We start from the raw sequence: 17002 nt of genomic DNA on the forward strand, positions 1-17002 counted from the left end.
AGAGTGCATGGAGTTCAGTGTAAAAAGTGGTAGCCCGGAAAAACAGCGCAGTGCCTGTATCGTGGTTGGCGTGTTTGAACCGCGCAGACTGTCTCCGATTGCTGAACAGCTGGATAAAATCAGCGATGGCTACATTAGCGCCCTGCTGCGTCGCGGCGAACTGGAAGGCAAAGTCGGCCAGACTTTGCTGCTGCATCATGTTCCCAATATTCTTTCTGAACGTATTCTGCTTATTGGCTGCGGGAAAGAGCGTGAGCTGGATGAACGTCAGTATAAGCAGGTCATCCAGAAAACCATCAACACGCTGAATGACACCGGTTCGATGGAAGCGGTGTGCTTTCTGACCGAACTGCATGTCAAAAGTCGTAACACTTACTGGAAAGTACGCCAGGCGGTGGAAACCGCCAAAGAAACGCTTTACAGCTTCGATCAGCTCAAAAGCAACAAAATCGAGCCGCGTCGTCCGCTGCGAAAAATGGTCTTTAACGTGCCGACCCGTCGTGAGCTGACCAGCGGTGAACGCGCGATCCAGCACGGTCTGGCTGTGGCCGCAGGCGTGAAAGCCGCGAAAGATCTGGGCAATATGCCCCCCAATATCTGTAATGCCGCCTACCTGGCTTCACAGGCGCGTCAGTTAGCGGATGCCTGGAGCAATATCACCACCCGGGTTATCGGCGAGCAGCAGATGAAAGAGTTGGGGATGAATGCCTACCTCGCGGTGGGTCAGGGCTCACAGAACGAGTCGCTGATGTCCGTGATTGAATACAAAGGCAACCCGGACGCCGAAAGCAAACCGATTGTGCTGGTCGGTAAAGGGGTGACGTTTGACTCCGGCGGTATCTCTCTCAAGCCGGGCGAAGCCATGGACGAAATGAAATATGACATGTGCGGCGCGGCGGCTGTTTACGGCGTGATGCGCATGGTTGCCGAACTAAACCTGCCGCTCAATGTGATTGGTGTGCTGGCGGGCTGCGAGAACATGCCCGGCGGGCACGCTTATCGCCCCGGCGACGTACTGACCACCCTGTCCGGGCAGACAGTCGAGGTGCTGAATACTGATGCGGAAGGCCGCCTGGTCTTGTGCGATGCGCTGACCTACGTGGAGCGCTTCGAGCCGGAAGTGGTTATCGATATCGCCACGCTGACCGGCGCCTGCGTGATTGCGCTGGGCCACCATATCAGCGGACTGGCCTCGAACCACAATCCACTGGCTCACGAATTAATTGGCGCCTCTGAGCAGGCGGGCGATCGTGCTTGGCGTCTGCCGATGGCCGATGAATATCAGGAGCAACTGGACTCCAATTTTGCCGATATGGCGAACATTGGCGGCCGTCCTGGCGGGGCGATTACCGCCGCCTGCTTCCTCGCGCGCTTCGCCCGTAAATATAACTGGGCGCATCTGGATATTGCCGGTACTGCCTGGCGCTCTGGTAAAGCCAAAGGCGCGACCGGGCGTCCGGTCGCCCTGCTGTCACAGTTCCTGCTGAACCGTGCCGGTCTGAACGGCGACGATTAAGCGATGAAAAACGCCACCTTCTATCTGCTGGAAAACGCGACTCCGGTTGACGGGATCAGCGCGCTTGAGGCGCTGGTATGCCAGTTAACCGCGATGCGCTGGCGTGACGGTGCGCGCGTGCTGGTCGCCTGTGAGGACGAAGCGCAGGCTATTCGTCTGGATGAAGCGCTATGGCAGCGCCCCGCCAGCGCTTTTGTGCCGCACAATCTGGCGGGCGAAGGGCCGAAATACGGCGCGCCGGTGGAACTGGCCTGGCCACAGCGCAGAGGCAATGCTCCGCGAGATCTGCTGATCAACCTGTTGCCGCAGGTTGCAGACTTTGCCTCTGCTTTCCATGAAGTGATAGACTTCGTGCCTTATGAAGAATCTTTGAAACAGCTGGCGCGCGACCGCTACAAAGCGTATCGCCGCGTTGGATTCCACTTGAATACGGCAACGCCGACGCCCCCAACGACATAGCAAAAATGGAAAAGACATATAATCCGCAAGATATCGAGCAGCCGCTTTACGATCACTGGGAACAGCAGGGTTACTTTAAGCCCAATGGCGACACGCGCCAGGAAAGCTTCTGCATCATGATCCCGCCCCCCAACGTAACCGGCAGCTTGCATATGGGGCACGCCTTCCAGCAGACCATCATGGACACCATGATCCGCTACCAGCGTATGCAGGGGAAAAATACCCTGTGGCAGGCGGGTACCGACCATGCGGGTATCGCCACCCAAATGGTGGTGGAGCGCAAAATCGCCGCGGAAGAAGGAAAAACACGCAAGGACTATGGTCGTGATGCGTTTATCGAAAAAATCTGGCAGTGGAAGGCGGAATCTGGCGGCACCATTACCCGTCAGATGCGTCGTTTAGGCAACTCCGTAGACTGGGAACGCGAGCGTTTCACGATGGATGAGGGCCTGTCCAATGCCGTGAAAGAAGTGTTTGTGCGTCTCTACAAAGAAAACCTGATTTACCGTGGCAAACGTCTGGTGAACTGGGACCCCAAACTGCGTACGGCGATTTCTGATCTGGAAGTGGAAAATCGCGAGTCGAAAGGCTCAATGTGGCATATCCGCTATCCGCTGGCCGATGGCGCCACCACCGCCGATGGCAAAGATTACCTGGTGGTGGCGACCACCCGTCCGGAAACCCTTCTCGGTGATACCGGCGTGGCTGTCAATCCGGCAGACCCACGCTACAAAGATCTGATTGGCAAGTTCGTGGTGCTGCCGCTGGTTAACCGTCGTATTCCGATCGTGGGCGACGAACATGCCGATATGGAGAAAGGCACCGGTTGCGTGAAAATCACCCCGGCGCATGATTTCAACGACTATGAAGTGGGTCGTCGTCATCAGTTGCCGATGATCAATATCCTGACCTTCGACGGTGATATCCGCGAGATGGCGCAGGTCTATGATCACAATGGCGAAGAGTCTGACGTCTACGACGCGACAATCCCGGCTGAGTACCAGAATCTGGAACGCTTCGCCGCACGTAAAGCGATTGTGGCCGCGGTTGATGCGTTGGGTCTGCTGGAAGAGGTTAAACCGCACGATCTGACGGTGCCCTATGGCGATCGCGGCGGCGTGGTTATCGAGCCCATGCTGACTGACCAGTGGTACGTGCGTACCGCCCCGCTGGCAAAAGTGGCGGTGGAAGCCGTTGAGCAGGGCGATATCCAGTTCGTACCGAAGCAGTACGAAAACATGTATTTCTCCTGGATGCGTGATATTCAGGACTGGTGTATCTCCCGCCAGTTGTGGTGGGGGCACCGTATCCCAGCCTGGTACGATGCCGAAGGCAACGTCTATGTTGGCCGCAATGAAGAAGAAGCGCGAACAGAGAATAATCTGGCGGACGACGTGGTGCTGCATCAGGATGAAGACGTGCTGGATACCTGGTTCTCTTCCGGCCTGTGGACCTTCTCCACACTGGGTTGGCCGGAAAATACCGACGCACTGCGTACCTTCCATCCGACCAGCGTACTGGTCAGCGGCTTCGATATCATCTTCTTCTGGATTGCGCGCATGATCATGCTGACCATGCACTTCATTAAGGATGAAAACGGCAAGCCTCAGGTGCCGTTCAAGACGGTCTATATGACCGGTCTGATCCGCGATGAAGAAGGGCAGAAGATGTCGAAATCGAAAGGTAACGTCATCGATCCACTGGATATGGTGGATGGTATTTCGCTGGAGGCACTGCTGGCCAAACGTACCGGCAATATGATGCAGCCACAGTTGGCGGAAAAGATCCGGAAACGGACCGAGAAACAATTCCCGAACGGCATTGAAGCACACGGAACCGATGCCCTGCGCTTTACACTGGCGGCGCTGGCCTCAACCGGTCGCGATATCAACTGGGATATGAAGCGCCTGGAAGGTTATCGTAACTTCTGTAATAAGTTATGGAACGCCAGCCGCTTTGTGCTGATGAATACCGAAGACCAGGATTGTGGACAAAACGGCGGCGAAATGGTGCTGTCCCTGGCTGATCGCTGGATCCGCGCTGAATTCAATCGCACCGTAAAAGCGTATCGTGACGCGCTGGACAGTTATCGTTTCGATATTGCGGCCAGCGTCCTGTATGAGTTCACCTGGAATCAGTTCTGCGACTGGTATCTGGAACTGACCAAGCCCGTCATGCACGGCGGTTCTGCGGCTGAACTACGCGGTACGCGCAATACGCTGGTTGAGGTACTGGAAGCCCTGCTGCGCCTGGCGCACCCGATAATCCCTTTTATCACCGAAACCATCTGGCAGCGCGTGAAGGTGCTGAAGAACATCAGCGACGACACGATCATGCTACAACCGATACCGGCGTATGACGACGCGAAGGTGGATGACGCCGCCCTGAATGATACCGAATGGTTGAAACAGGCGATTGTCGCCGTACGTAACATCCGTGCGGAAATGAACCTGTCTCCGGCCAAACCGTTGGATGTGCTATTGCGTGGTGCCAGTGCGGAGGTGGTTCGTCGTGTGCATGACAACCACGGTTTCCTCAAATCGCTGGCACGCCTGGGCAGCATCACCTGTCTGGCCCCGGATGACAAAGGACCGGTTTCCGTCACCAAGATTATCGACGGTGCCGAGCTGCTGATCCCGATGGCCGGTCTGGTGGACAAAACAGCCGAACTGGAACGTCTGACGAAAGAAGTGGCCAAGCTGGACGTGGAAATCGGCAAGATCGCCGGCAAACTGTCTAATGATGGTTTTGTTTCCCGCGCGCCAGAAGCGGTAGTGGCAAAAGAACGTGAGCGCATGGTCGAGTTTGAACAGGCGAAGGTGAAACTGCTTGAGCAGCAGGCGATTATCGCTGCGCTCTAACGCTAAACCGTCACCACAGCAGCAAAAGCCCGGTAGAGATCTGCTTACCGGGCTTTTTTCTGCAGGCTATAAGGCTATACTCGTCATACTTCAATTGACAGGGTGTTGGCGGCGCCCATCGTGTGCCTGAGGGCTCCCGGCTTCGCCGCTTTCATGCCACGGGATATTTAGCATATAAAACGGCACCGTTATGACCAATACCACCAGAACCAATCTGCGGATCCGTCCGATACAAGCCGCCGATAACCCACATATCGCCAGAGTTATCCGCGATGTTTCAGCTGAGTTCGGCCTGAGCGCGGATAAAGGCTTTACCGTTGCCGATCCTAATCTCGATCATTTATTCGAACTGTACAGCAAGCCAAACAGCGCTTATTGGGTCGTGGAATTGGATGGCGTGATCGTCGGTGGCGGCGGCGTTGCCCCTTTGCAATGTAGCGAAGCGGACATCTGTGAACTGCAGAAAATGTACTTTATGCCGGAGGTTCGTGGAACAGGGATGGCGAAAGAACTGGCGACACAGGCGATGAACTTCGCTCACGAGCACGGCTTCCGGCGCTGCTATCTGGAAACCACTGCTTCACTGACTCGCGCCATCCGCCTGTATGAACGTCTCGGCTTTAAGCATATCGACGGCCCAATGGGGTGTACCGGGCACGTCGACTGCGAAGTGACGATGCTGCGCCATCTGTGAGCCTGTAGCCTATGAGCCGTTCTGCACGTAGCTCAGGTCATCAATTGACTCGATAACAAACTGTCCCGCGTCGGTATAACGCAGCTTGGTGACGCTGGCATTATTCAGCGGATGATTCAGCGTGGTCTCCCCGAGTTCTTTCAGCAGCACCATAATCGCCATACCGTGAGTGACCACCAGCACATTGCCGCCGCCTTGCTTCTGGGCCTGCTGCGCAATCTCGGTGATACTCTCCGTCATTCGGGTAGCCACCTGCTGATAACTTTCCGCGGCCCCGCTGGACTTCACGCCTTTCAGTGCCGCCGTCCCCTGCGATTCCGCCTCTTTAATCGCATCGATCATGGTATCAATGCGAATCTTCCGCTGGGTAAAATCCTGCATCAGCGCCGCTTCTGACGGATATCCCGCCTGCCTGACCGCGGCCTCCCACATATTTCTGTCCAAATCGCCTTCATACAGACCAAAGCAAACTTCGCGCAGTCTCTTATCCTCTTTCAGCGTCAGCGGCGTCTTCCAGTTTTGCATAACCAACTGGGCGGTTTCCCTCGCCCTGCCCGCATCACTGGACCAGGCCCCAATAAATTTCACTGATTGCAGCCCACGCCCTAATTTTAACGCGACATCCACTCCCGCGGGGGTTAACGGCGTATCAGCCCAGCCCTGTACCCGCTGAACAGTGTTGAACAGGGTTTTTCCATGGCGCGCAACATAAAGGGTCACCTCGGCTGCCCAACATTCACTGAAGCTGAAACAGGCGATCACCAACAATAGCCATCCTTTAATATATCTTTTCATACTCAACTCCTTTTAATTGAACAGACCAAATTTATAATTAATGGCTATCTCAGACGATAAACTGGGAGAGCGCATATATTTTCCGTCAGCATTCAGTAACGGCGTTTCTTTGTTATTTTTATAGGACCAACCATAGCCAATGAGCGTGGAGATGGAGAGGTTTTTCAGGCTGGGATGAGAAGGCTGCCAGCGATTCAGCCAGGTTATTTCCCCTGTGCGTACGGTGTTATTTTTATAATTGAACTGCCCGTAATTAATCTGTATGCCGCTGGCCAGCCCGCGCATAATTTCATATTCGGTATATGAAACCAGCGCCAGTTCTTTATCCCGCATATAATGTTTACCGGCTGAGGTCATGGAATTGAATCGTCCACGGGTGTTTTTGGTCATCGGGCGACCATAATACCCGACGGCATTCTTCTTGCTCGCCGATGTCCAGGCCAGCGCCATCCGCTGCCTCCAGCCTTTATTCCGCCACTGAACTTCCCCGACGTAATGGCTGGCCTGGTTATCAAACTCTCTTTTACTGGCCGCCATCGATTTGTATTTATCCAGCGCCTGGCTGTGATAGAGCTGCGAGGAAAGCCGCCATTGCGGAGAAAGCGGATAGCTGGCTTCAATCAGTTGGCGGCGAAGATAATCTTTCGCCTCGCCATACGCGTAAACAAACTTGCTATCCGTCGCCTGGTACGTTAACCCACTGGTAAAGAGTGCCTGAATATCCCGCTTGTCGTTGGTTAGCAGGTGCAGACTCTCCGGAGAATCGTGACGGAGGGCGCGTGTCACATAAGCCACATCCAGTTTGAAAGCCTGCCAGTTAAATGTGCCGCTGTAGCCAGAATAACTGTTGCGGGATAAACGGTTGGTGGTGGTCAGCACGCCGAAGTTTGTCAGTTCCTGCCAACCACCTTTGCCCTGAGCGCCCTGAGTGCCGTCGCCCCATTTCACCTTAACGTAACGCTGGTTAAATTTGCTAAAACCGTGGGCATTATTTTTATTCATCCCCTCACCCCGGTTATACAACAGACCACGTGAAGAGAAATAATCAGAGGCGCCCAGTTTAACGGCGCGAGTCCAGGTGACGTCAAAACCAATCACATCCCACAAATAACCCGATTGCAGATTAAAATTAGCCGCCTGGCCCCAGGCACTATGCACCTGTCTGGATTGTGCTTCATCTTCCTTTAAATATTTCCAGTAATTACGCAAGTTCAAATCAAGATGCGTGTTGTGCAAAAATGTATTGCCATCAGTGGAAATAGTATTGTCGGGTTCCTCTGCCTGTACGAATTTCCCCATCATTAACGCAAAAAATATCAGTAAAAAAAACACCCTGTTTTTCATTTTTATTCCTTTAAAAGAAAAACCTGATTCGCAAAAATCAGTCAACACACTGAGTTTCACGAACCAGGTTTTGCCCGAGGTAACAATCCTGATGTCTTGTCAGGAATATACACACCTCAGTTCAAATAACAAAAGCTGATAATAACTTTTGTGATCTGTTGCTCAAATTAAAAACAGGTAAAAATAACATTAATACATCACGTAAATGTAGAATGTTACCGGTTATAATAACATCATGGCTTTTTATCATGCTGAACATTGAGTAAATCATGTAAGCGCATTTATCCTCGCTATACTACAATTCGCTGCATTATTATTAGTGGCACACGCATCCACGTTTACCACGCTGGCACCCCGCTATGAAAACGTAATTCATTATCAGGCTCAGTGATCAGTTTCGCTTCCGTTTCACCGATCTTCCTCACCCGCAGAGCAATATCTGACGGCGCAATCTGCACGGCTAAGGCCAGATAATCCTGATAATGACGTGCTTCAGAACGCAATAATGAAACATAAAAGGCCGCCAGCTCGTCATCCAGATAAGGGGCCAGACTGGCAAACCGTTCGCAGGATCGCGCCTCGATATACGCACCGCAAATGAGCTTATCCACCAGCGTTAGCGGTTCGTAAGTGGCCACTTCACGCAATAACCCTTTGGCGTAACGGCTGGCGGTAATTTTCATATAGGCAATGTTACGCGCCTGCATAATCTCCATTACCTGCCAGAAATGGTGCAGTTCCTCTTTAATCAACAACACCATTTTATCCACCAGCAGGTCGCCATACTCGACGTCAGTCCGGCTGATAATCGCTTTCGACAGTCCTTTATGCTGCTGCAAAAATTCCAGCGAGACCGTCTCGCTGTGGACAAACTGTTCCCACGGTTTCAACCACGTCAGCAGCGTTTCGCCACTCTCCTTATCAGCGACATACTTGCGGATTAGCCACATAGCGGTCTGTGCCGCTTTCAGTTCACAAACCAGATGATCAGTCAGCAGCAGCGGCAGGTTTTCTGGCTTGCTGGCTTCATCGATCCACGCCTGTGGCGTACGGCAGTGCAGAAACGAATGAACGGGGGCAAGGAGAAGGTCGGTATTCATGGGGGCAGACAATCCATATAAAGAAGCAAAGGTAAAACAAATTCGTATCACAGGGGGTAAGACAGCCCAACCATACTGCACGCTGTCGGGCAACATTCAATACGGGCGGAATATATCCACCCGCCAATTTTACCTGGTGGAGTGATTAATGACGGGTGCCATCATCCTCTTCATCGAAGTACTCGCCATCCTCATCTTCAGCATCCGGATCTTCAAAGTAGGTGCCCCAGCCGTCGTAGTCGACGTTGAACTTTCCGGCCAGATTGACCAGTTGCTCAACCTGCGCATCGATTAACTCAGCATTCAGCGCGGCTTCGCTCAGAATATCGCAGCACATGACTTTGCTGCCATCTTCCAATTCCAGCTCTTCCGGGTCAGTCACTTCGTACCCCATTTTGAACGCTTCCACCGCCGCCTTTTCCAGGGCGTCGAAGTTGTCACAGGAGAGATGGTGTTCAATCGTGTAGAGCGCATCGGGGTCGCTGCCATCATCCAACAGTTCTTCAATAATCAGCCGCGTCTCTTCCCGCTGCTCTTCCAGCAATGCTTCATTTGCCATAATCCGTTCCTCAGTGTGTCGCATCTTTCACCGTATTTTCCCACAGCGCCCTTCCCGCCTCTACCTCTAAAGAAAAGTTTCTGCGTGCTGGGGTTGAAAATGAATATTCATACGGTTAAATTGAATTTTAATTCAAATTTATGCGGAGTGCTTTATGAGTCAGTTATACCAACGTCACTTTCTCAGGCTGCTCGATTTTACCCCTGCCGAGATAACGGCTTTACTGGCGCTGGCCGCCACCCTGAAGACCGCGAAGAAAAATGGTGAAGAAATTCAGCACCTGAAAGGCAAAAATATCGCGCTCATCTTCGAAAAAGACTCGACCCGTACCCGATGCTCTTTCGAAGTTGCCGCATACGATCAGGGCGCTAACGTCACTTACCTCAGCCCTGGCGGTAGCCAGATTGGTCATAAAGAGTCGATGAAAGATACCGCCCGCGTACTGGGCCGGATGTATGACGCCATTCAGTATCGCGGTTACGGGCAAGAACGGGTTGAGTCGCTGGCGCAGCATGCGGGGGTACCGGTGTGGAATGGCCTGACCAACGAGTTCCATCCAACGCAGTTACTGGCCGACCTGTTGACCATGCAGGAACATCTGCCGGAAAAAGCCTTTAGTGAGATGACCCTGGCCTACACCGGCGATGCCCGCAATAACATGGGTAACAGCATGATGGAAGCCGCTGCGTTAGTTGGTCTTGATCTGCGTCTCGTCGCGCCCAAAGGCTGCTGGCCAGATGCCGAACTGGTCGTCGAATGCCGTAAAGCGGCGGAAAAAACCGGAGGGAAAATTACCCTGACCGAAGATATCGCTGAAGGGGTGTACGGCGCGGACTTTATTTATACCGATGTCTGGGTGTCAATGGGTGAACCGAAGGAGGTCTGGCAGGAACGTATCGCCCTGCTGCGCCCGTACCAGGTGAACAGCGCACTGCTGGCGCTTACCGCAAATCCACGGGTGAAGTTCCTGCACTGTTTACCCGCGTTCCATGATGAGCAGACCACACTGGGCCAGCAAATAGCCGAACAATACCATCTGCACGGTGGAATGGAAGTCACTGACGAGGTGTTCGAATCCGCGCACAGCGTGGTATTCGATCAAGCTGAAAACCGTATGCATACCATCAAAGCGGTCATGGTGGCGACGCTTGCCTCGCCGACAGATTAACCCCGACGGCGGAGTAAAATAGCCGACTCCGCCGTTTTCCCCTATCCCGACCATTATCCGGTCATCCACTGATACGGATTAACGCTGCATTCCCCAGCGTCTGACGGTTAATTTTTCGATACTTGAGAAAATAATCCCTTCAACCAGCAAACCAATGATAATCACCGTCACCAGACCGGCAAAAACCCGATCAGTGTACAGTTCATTGCGATTTTGAAATATGTACCAACCGAGCCCCCCCTGGCCGCTGGATGCGCCAAACACCAACTCAGCCGCAATCAGCGTTCGCCAGGCAAAGGCCCAACCGATTTTCAGACCGGAGAGGATCGAGGGCAATGCTGCCGGGATAAGGATGCAGGCGACGTAACGTCCACCGCGCAGGCCATAATTACGACCCGCCATGCGTAAGGTTTCCGAGACGCCAAGAAAGCCAGCATAAGTATTCAGCGCCATTGGCCACATTACCGAATGGATCAGCACGAAAACCAAACTTTTCGCCCCCAACCCAAACCACAGCAGTGCCAGCGGCAGTAAAGCAATCGCAGGAAGGGGATTCAACATCGATGTCAATATGTTGAGTAAGTCACGCCCCGTACGGGTTGAAACCGCCAGAGCACTGAGCGCCAGCGCCAGCACACTGCCAATGGCATAACCTTTGAGCAGCAAACTAAGAGAGATAATGACCCTGGCAGGCAATTCACCACTGGCCATGTCCTGGCTGAATGCCCGTAGCGTCTGAAGGAATCCTGGCAACAGCAGATCATTGTTCTGCCAACGCGCCGCCAACTCCCACATCACCAGCAGCAATATTGTCAATTGACGTACCCACTGCTGGTTCCAGACTCGGGCGATGAAAGGCAGGGAGGAGTATTGCTGGATCGTCTGTCGGCCGAACTGGTGAGACGCGGCGCAGAACAACTGATCCTTGCCTGTACCGAAGTGCCGCCGGCACTTAATGCCATTGATTCGTCATTTCTGCCGATCGCTCTCGATCCCACCCTGGCACTGGCTCAGGCCTGCGTGGATTTATGGCAAAAGGCAAGAACAGACTTAAATCATCTTTGATTAGCCGGCGAGGCTTTCCACTATCGACCCGCTCAATAGCGAGGCATACACTGTACCGTGGAGATGCAAAGGCCGCTTAACCCGCCACACAGCAAAGGTTAAGCGGTCTCCGACGGCACAATTTTATCGTTTTCGCCTGAAAAACAGCCCGGCAACGACTACTTAATCTCCGTCACAAAGTTCTCGCGGCTGCGGCGAACTTTCTGCAGGTTTACCAGCCAGTCGCCTTCCGCAGCGCGGTAACCCAGCGGCATCAGGAGCACACTGCGTAACCCCTTAGCGTTCAGACCGAGTATCTCATCGACCGCTTCAGGATCGAAGCCTTCTATTGGGGTTGCATCCACTTCTTCGAAAGCGGCGGCAATCAGGGCGCTGCCCAGACCAATATAAGCCTGACGCGCGGCTGCCTGATAATTGGCTTCGGTTCCGCGTCCTGCAACGATACCCAGCAGCTTCTGACGGTAATTCTCCCAGCCCTCATTGCGAAATCCCCGGATCTCATTGGTCAGATCAAACATCATATTCACGCGATCCGCCGTGATGTCATCCCATGCGGCAAACACCAACAGGTGCGAACAATCGGTAATCTGTGCCTGATCCCACGCTACGGCTCGAATTTTGGCCCGGATCTCCGCATTACTGATAACAATCAGCTCAAACGGCTGCAAGCCGCTGCTCGTTGGTGTCAGCCTGACAGCTTCAATGATACGTTCGAGCTTATCGTCCGGTACCACTTTGCTGGCATCGTATTTCTTGGTTGCGTAGCGCCAGGCCAGTCTTTCATTAACAGTTGTCAAAATATCTTCCTTAATGATGTCAGTGAGGAAATAAACCGGGATATCAATCAGCGAGTATCCACCAACGAATACTACGCTGCAAAGCTTATCAGCATGAACCTTTGCACCAGAAGCATAATGAGCTATCCCAGTCAAAGGGAGGCCGTCAGCATTTTTACCATGGTACGATCTGACCAAAACGGTCTACATATTCCAGGCCCGGCTTACCTCGCTTGTTCTCGATAACACTGATAATGTCAGGGATAGTCTCTTCCAGACTCAAAGCGGCATCAGCCCCTCCCAGCGCCGTACGGATCCAGCCTGGAGCAAACAGTAATAAAGCCCGTCCGGGATGCGTGATGGCTTGTCGTGCGGCATAACTGGTTAAGCGCGGCTTTAGTACCACAGTACCGTCACTGACAGGAAGAAAGCGGCGCGGATAGCTTGAACCCCGCCCGCAACAGCGTATAATGCTCCCCGTTTGCCGGGAGGATGCATGATACAGAATGCTGTTAATATTGCTGGACTGACGCGCTTCACCGCAGGCGGGCAGCAGCGTTTTTCCTTACCAGGCATCACCGATCTTAAAAAAAAAGCCCCTCACTTGAGGGGCTTTTTTTTGTCCGTTGACCAATAACGGGGCTGAGGAGAGAAAATATGGCTAACCCGCTGTATAAAAAACACATTATCTCGATTAACGATCTCGACCGTGCGGAACTGGAACGGGTGCTGGACACCGCTGCCAGCCTGAAAGCAAATCCACAACCGGAGTTGTTAAAGCATATCGTGGTGGCCAGTTGCTTCTTTGAAGCCTCAACACGTACTCGTCTGTCTTTCGAAACGGCCATCCATCGACTCGGCGCTTCCGTGGTCGGCTTTGCTGATGGCAGTAATACCTCGCTGGGCAAGAAAGGTGAAACGCTGGCGGATACGATTTCCGTCATCAGCACCTATGTTGACGCCATCGTCATGCGCCATCCGCAGGAAGGTGCCGCGCGCCTGGCCACAGAATTCTCTTCCGGCATCCCAATCCTTAACGCAGGTGACGGTGCGAACCAGCATCCGACCCAAACCCTGCTCGACCTGTTCACTATTCGTGAAACGCAGGGCCGACTGAGTCATCTGAATATCGCCATGGTCGGTGACCTGAAGTATGGCCGTACCGTACATTCCCTGACGCAGGCGCTGGCGAAGTTCGACGGTAATCACTTTATGTTTATCGCGCCGGATGCCCTGGCGATGCCCGCCTACATTACCGATATGCTGGATGAGAAAGGCATTGCCTGGAGCCGTCACGACAGCATCGAGGAGGTGGTGCCGCAGGTGGATATTCTGTACATGACCCGCGTACAGAAAGAGCGTCTGGATCCTTCTGAATATGCCAATGTGAAGGCACAATTTATTCTGCGAGCTGCCGACCTGGCGGGCGCTCGCGACCATATGAAAGTGCTCCACCCGCTGCCGCGTATTGATGAAATCACCCCTGACGTCGATAAAACGCCCTATGCCTGGTATTTCCAACAGGCTGGCAACGGTATTTATGCCCGCCAGGCGCTGCTGGCACTGGTACTCAGCAAAATGGATCGGTAACGGAGAAACTGACAATGACGCAAGACAATAAATTGCAGGTCGAAGCGATTAAACGCGGTACAGTTATCGACCATATCCCGGCACAAATTGGCTTTAAGCTGTTGTCGTTGTTCCGCCTGACGGAAACGGATCAGCGCATTACCATTGGTCTGAACCTGCCTTCTCGCGAGCTGGGGCGCAAAGACCTGATCAAGATTGCCAACACCTTCCTGACCGACGATCAGATCAACCAGTTGGCAGTCTATGCTCCCCACGCCACGGTGAACCGCATTGATAATTATGAGGTGGTTGGCAAAATTTCCCCGACGCTGCCGGATAACATCGAACGCGTGTTGACCTGTCCGAACAGTAACTGCATCAGTCGCAACGAACCGGTGAATTCCAGCTTCGCGGTGAAAAAGCGTCATAACGCGGTGCACTTAACGTGCAAATATTGTGAAAAAGAATTTGCTCATCATGTGGTGTTGGCAAACTGGTAATCAGCACGCAGCAGCCTATAATGGGGCCGATTCGGGCGGACGCCATGCCGCCCCGGCAATCCGGGTCAGCCCCGCGCACGCGCGCGGGGTAAATGAATGCGTTCCACCAACGCCTCGTTAAACATGGAGAAATTATGTCTCGCGAAATTAGCACTGAAAACGCGCCAGCCGCTATCGGACCTTACGTTCAGGGCGTCGATCTGGGCAGCATGATCATCACTTCTGGTCAGATCCCGGTCGATCCCAAAACCGGTGCCGTCGCCGATGACGTGAGTGCCCAGACTCGCCAGTCGCTCGCCAACGTGAAAGCGATTATTGAAGCAGCCGGACTGAACGTAGCGGATATCATCAAAACCACGGTGTTCGTCAAGGATCTGAACGATTTCACCACCGTGAATGCTGCTTATGAAGCGTTCTTTACTGAGCATAATGCCCGTTTCCCAGCCCGCTCCTGCGTGGAAGTAGCCCGCCTGCCGAAAGACGTGAAAATCGAAATCGAAGCCATCGCTGTTCGCCGCTAAGGCTTATCCCTCTCCCACAAGGGAGAGGTTGCTATTGCCCCTTATCCTCCCGCCACGTTGCTCTGTCATACGCGCCTAAACATCATTCGCAGTACACATCGAGTGACATCCGATCACGATAAGACACCAGGTAATATTTGGTGACGGACTCAGTTAGTGGCTAACCTTATGGAAGAAAAAAGTCAGCGTTTTATCGCTTTCATACTGCACATTGCAGGTACGCCAGTAGTACGAGCACAGCCCGGCTACTTATCTGAATCAGCGCCGTCAGCCATGTGATCCGCCCTGGCCCCACTGAAGTCGGCCCTGGCATGGTGCAAAAATGCGTTGCGCGTTTTACGCCTGCAATTTGAATTATTTTGGCTATATATCAGCACACAGATCTTTTTACCTGAGAATCAGGATCGAGAAATGACTAAAACTCCCCCATGGTGGCAAAACGGCGTTATCTATCAAATTTATCCCAAGAGTTTTCAGGATACCACTGGCAGCGGAACAGGCGATCTTGCCGGGGTTATCCAACATCTCGACTACCTTAAAACGCTGGGAGTTGATGCTATCTGGTTGACGCCTTTCTATATTTCACCACAAGTGGATAATGGTTACGATGTGGCGAACTACATCGCTATCGACCCCCTCTTCGGCACCATGAACGACTTCGATAATCTGGTGGCAGAAACCCACCGCCGCGGGATGCGGCTGATCCTCGACATGGTGTTCAATCACAGTTCAACCCAGCATCACTGGTTTCATGAAGCGCTGAACCGCGAAAGTCACTATCGTTCTTACTATATTTGGCGTGATGGCACGCCAGCCGAACCGCCGAATAACTGGCAGTCGAAGTTTGGCGGCAGCGCCTGGCGCTGGCACCCGGAAAGCGGCCAGTACTATATGCACCTGTGGGCGCCGGAACAGGCGGATCTGAACTGGGAAAACGATAACCTGCGCGCCGAGCTGAAGCAGATCGTCAATTTCTGGGCGGATCGTGGCATCGATGGGCTGCGACTGGATGTGGTGAATCTGGTTTCCAAGCCCCAGGATTTTCCGGACGATCCCGCGGGAGACGGCCTGCGACTGTACACCGATGGCCCCCGTATCCACGAATATATGCAAGAGATGAGCCGGGATGTTTTTCGCCCACGCGGGTTGATGACAGTAGGTGAAATGTCCTCCGCGACACTGGAACATTGTCAGCGTTACGGTGCGCTGAACGGTGAAGAATTGTCGATGGTGTTCAGTTTCGATCACGTTGAGGTGGATTTTTACAATGGTCAGAAGTGGACACTGACGCCGCTGGATCTGGTGGCGCAAAAAGCGATCTTCACCCACTGGCAGCAGGGGATGTATAACAACGCCTGGAATGCGCTGTTCTGGTGTAACCACGATCAGCCGCGGGTCGTGTCGCGCTGGGGTGATGAAGGGCAGTATCGTGTACCGTCGGCGAAAATGCTGGCGATGGTGCTACACGGTATGCAGGGAACGCCTTATATCTTTCAGGGCGAAGAGTTAGGGATGACCAACCCGCACTTCACCCGCATCATCGATTACCGGGATATCGAAAGCCATAACATGTATGCCGAACTGCGGTCGCAAGGGCGAGATAGCCACAATCTGCTGGCGATCCTCGCCAGCAAATCCCGCGATAATGGTCGCACGCCGATGCCATGGCATGCCGGCGAAAATGGCGGTTTTACCACCGGCACGCCATGGATCGGCATGTGCGATAATCTGGAGACGATTAACGCTGAGACGGCGCTGGCCGACAAGAACTCCGTATTTTACACCTATCAGAAACTGATTCAGTTGCGGAAAAACTACCCGATTCTCACCTGGGGAGATTACCTTGATCTGTTACCGGATCACCCCCATCTGTGGTGTTACTGTCGCCGCCATGAAAATGAAACACTGGTCGTGGCCAGCAACTTCAGCCCGGAAACACAGGTGTGGCATCCTCCCGCTTACAGCGGCCACTGGGAGGTGCTGATCAGTAACTATCCGGATACACACGTGAAGCCGGGAGAGGTGATGCTGCGGCCATGGGAAGCAGTGTGGTGGTATCAGAAATGCTGAGCACC

At 53.3% G+C, this 17002-nt stretch carries 17 protein-coding genes and 1 pseudogene; 11 read left to right on the plus strand and 7 right to left on the minus strand.

Annotation, left to right across the window (positions count from 1 at the left end; all coding sequences use genetic code 11):
• Nucleotides 1–7: 7 nt before the first annotated feature.
• The 4 genes from pepA (at nt 8) to EH228_RS16575 (ending at nt 5530) form a co-directional block, all read left to right on the plus strand.
• Nucleotides 8–1516 (plus strand): leucyl aminopeptidase, encoded by a 1509-nt coding sequence (pepA, locus tag EH228_RS16560; RefSeq protein WP_152322726.1) that lies wholly within the window; start codon nt 8–10, stop codon nt 1514–1516.
• A 3-nt stretch (nt 1517–1519) separates the two neighbouring features.
• Nucleotides 1520–1975, plus strand: a complete 456-nt coding sequence (locus tag EH228_RS16565) for a DNA polymerase III subunit chi (protein WP_152322727.1) — start codon at nt 1520–1522, stop codon at nt 1973–1975.
• Between the two features lie 5 nt (nt 1976–1980).
• Nucleotides 1981–4836: a valine--tRNA ligase gene (locus tag EH228_RS16570; RefSeq protein WP_152322728.1), complete on the plus strand. Its 2856-nt coding sequence runs from the start codon at nt 1981–1983 to the stop codon at nt 4834–4836.
• Between the two features lie 190 nt (nt 4837–5026).
• On the plus strand, nt 5027–5530 hold the full coding sequence (locus EH228_RS16575; protein ID WP_152322729.1) for a GNAT family N-acetyltransferase: 504 nt from the start codon (nt 5027–5029) through the stop codon (nt 5528–5530).
• A gap of 9 nt (nt 5531–5539) precedes the next feature.
• On the opposite strand, the gene EH228_RS16580 is transcribed toward EH228_RS16575, so the two are convergent.
• The 4 genes from EH228_RS16580 to rraB form a co-directional block, all read right to left on the minus strand.
• Nucleotides 5540–6325, minus strand: coding sequence for a histidine phosphatase family protein (locus EH228_RS16580; protein WP_152322730.1), 786 nt, complete (start codon nt 6323–6325; stop codon nt 5540–5542).
• A 12-nt stretch (nt 6326–6337) separates the two neighbouring features.
• Complete coding sequence (locus EH228_RS16585; protein ID WP_152322731.1) at nt 6338–7669, minus strand: OprD family porin; 1332 nt, start codon at nt 7667–7669, stop codon at nt 6338–6340.
• Between the two features lie 338 nt (nt 7670–8007).
• Nucleotides 8008–8769 carry a tRNA isopentenyl-2-thiomethyl-A-37 hydroxylase MiaE gene (gene miaE / locus EH228_RS16590; RefSeq protein ID WP_152322732.1) on the minus strand — a complete coding sequence of 254 codons (762 nt, stop codon included), beginning with the start codon at nt 8767–8769 and terminating at the stop codon, nt 8008–8010.
• Nucleotides 8770–8914: 145 nt separating this feature from the next.
• Nucleotides 8915–9328 carry a ribonuclease E inhibitor RraB gene (gene rraB / locus EH228_RS16595; protein WP_152322733.1) on the minus strand — a complete coding sequence of 138 codons (414 nt, stop codon included), beginning with the start codon at nt 9326–9328 and terminating at the stop codon, nt 8915–8917.
• 154 nt (nt 9329–9482) lie between these two features.
• Between rraB and argF the strand changes: the two genes are divergently transcribed.
• The gene (gene argF / locus EH228_RS16600) at nt 9483–10496 is read left to right on the plus strand and encodes an ornithine carbamoyltransferase (protein ID WP_152322734.1); all 1014 of its coding nucleotides are present in this window, start codon (nt 9483–9485) and stop codon (nt 10494–10496) included.
• 78 nt (nt 10497–10574) lie between these two features.
• On the opposite strand, the pseudogene EH228_RS16605 reads toward argF, so the two are convergent.
• Nucleotides 10575–11357 (minus strand): annotated as a pseudogene (locus EH228_RS16605) (ABC transporter permease); the annotation flags it as partial.
• Between the two features lie 9 nt (nt 11358–11366).
• Here EH228_RS16605 and EH228_RS20590 point away from each other — a divergent pair.
• Nucleotides 11367–11561 (plus strand): hypothetical protein, encoded by a 195-nt coding sequence (locus tag EH228_RS20590; protein ID WP_240116317.1) that lies wholly within the window; start codon nt 11367–11369, stop codon nt 11559–11561.
• Between the two features lie 158 nt (nt 11562–11719).
• Here the strand turns inward: EH228_RS20590 and EH228_RS16615 are convergent, their stop codons facing one another.
• On the minus strand, nt 11720–12358 hold the full coding sequence (locus EH228_RS16615) for an NAD(P)H-dependent oxidoreductase (protein WP_152322736.1): 639 nt from the start codon (nt 12356–12358) through the stop codon (nt 11720–11722).
• A gap of 154 nt (nt 12359–12512) precedes the next feature.
• Nucleotides 12513–12743, minus strand: coding sequence for a Rossmann-fold NAD(P)-binding domain-containing protein (locus EH228_RS16620; RefSeq protein ID WP_240116316.1), 231 nt, complete (start codon nt 12741–12743; stop codon nt 12513–12515).
• Nucleotides 12744–12833: 90 nt separating this feature from the next.
• Between EH228_RS16620 and EH228_RS20265 the strand changes: the two genes are divergently transcribed.
• From EH228_RS20265 to treC, 5 genes are all read left to right on the plus strand, one after another.
• Nucleotides 12834–12974: a hypothetical protein gene (locus EH228_RS20265; protein WP_193323370.1), complete on the plus strand. Its 141-nt coding sequence runs from the start codon at nt 12834–12836 to the stop codon at nt 12972–12974.
• Between the two features lie 20 nt (nt 12975–12994).
• A complete protein-coding gene (pyrB, locus tag EH228_RS16625; protein WP_152322737.1) occupies nt 12995–13927 on the plus strand; it encodes an aspartate carbamoyltransferase in 933 nt (310 codons plus the stop codon).
• Between the two features lie 14 nt (nt 13928–13941).
• Nucleotides 13942–14406 (plus strand): aspartate carbamoyltransferase regulatory subunit, encoded by a 465-nt coding sequence (gene pyrI / locus EH228_RS16630; RefSeq protein ID WP_152322738.1) that lies wholly within the window; start codon nt 13942–13944, stop codon nt 14404–14406.
• A 134-nt stretch (nt 14407–14540) separates the two neighbouring features.
• Nucleotides 14541–14927 (plus strand): 2-iminobutanoate/2-iminopropanoate deaminase, encoded by a 387-nt coding sequence (ridA, locus tag EH228_RS16635; protein WP_152322739.1) that lies wholly within the window; start codon nt 14541–14543, stop codon nt 14925–14927.
• Between the two features lie 411 nt (nt 14928–15338).
• Nucleotides 15339–16997 (plus strand): alpha,alpha-phosphotrehalase, encoded by a 1659-nt coding sequence (gene treC, locus EH228_RS16640; protein WP_152322740.1) that lies wholly within the window; start codon nt 15339–15341, stop codon nt 16995–16997.
• Nucleotides 16998–17002 lie beyond the last annotated feature (5 nt).

The organism is Erwinia endophytica, from assembly GCF_009295515.1.
Classification (GTDB): Bacteria; Pseudomonadota; Gammaproteobacteria; order Enterobacterales; family Enterobacteriaceae; genus Erwinia; species Erwinia endophytica.

Bases quoted from the DNA above. Each gene is read 5' to 3' on its own strand.
- pepA (WP_152322726.1), top strand. From the start codon at position 8: ATGGAGTTCAGTGTAAAAAGTGGTAGCCCGGAAAAACAGCGCAGTGCC.
- EH228_RS16565 (WP_152322727.1), top strand. From the start codon at position 1,520: ATGAAAAACGCCACCTTCTATCTGCTGGAAAACGCGACTCCGGTTGAC.
- EH228_RS16570 (WP_152322728.1), top strand. From the start codon at position 1,981: ATGGAAAAGACATATAATCCGCAAGATATCGAGCAGCCGCTTTACGAT.
- EH228_RS16575 (WP_152322729.1), top strand. From the start codon at position 5,027: ATGACCAATACCACCAGAACCAATCTGCGGATCCGTCCGATACAAGCC.
- EH228_RS16580 (WP_152322730.1), bottom strand. From the start codon at position 6,325: ATGAAAAGATATATTAAAGGATGGCTATTGTTGGTGATCGCCTGTTTC.
- EH228_RS16585 (WP_152322731.1), bottom strand. From the start codon at position 7,669: ATGAAAAACAGGGTGTTTTTTTTACTGATATTTTTTGCGTTAATGATG.
- miaE (WP_152322732.1), bottom strand. From the start codon at position 8,769: ATGAATACCGACCTTCTCCTTGCCCCCGTTCATTCGTTTCTGCACTGC.
- rraB (WP_152322733.1), bottom strand. From the start codon at position 9,328: ATGGCAAATGAAGCATTGCTGGAAGAGCAGCGGGAAGAGACGCGGCTG.
- argF (WP_152322734.1), top strand. From the start codon at position 9,483: ATGAGTCAGTTATACCAACGTCACTTTCTCAGGCTGCTCGATTTTACC.
- EH228_RS20265 (WP_193323370.1), top strand. From the start codon at position 12,834: ATGATACAGAATGCTGTTAATATTGCTGGACTGACGCGCTTCACCGCA.
- pyrB (WP_152322737.1), top strand. From the start codon at position 12,995: ATGGCTAACCCGCTGTATAAAAAACACATTATCTCGATTAACGATCTC.
- pyrI (WP_152322738.1), top strand. From the start codon at position 13,942: ATGACGCAAGACAATAAATTGCAGGTCGAAGCGATTAAACGCGGTACA.
- ridA (WP_152322739.1), top strand. From the start codon at position 14,541: ATGTCTCGCGAAATTAGCACTGAAAACGCGCCAGCCGCTATCGGACCT.
- treC (WP_152322740.1), top strand. From the start codon at position 15,339: ATGACTAAAACTCCCCCATGGTGGCAAAACGGCGTTATCTATCAAATT.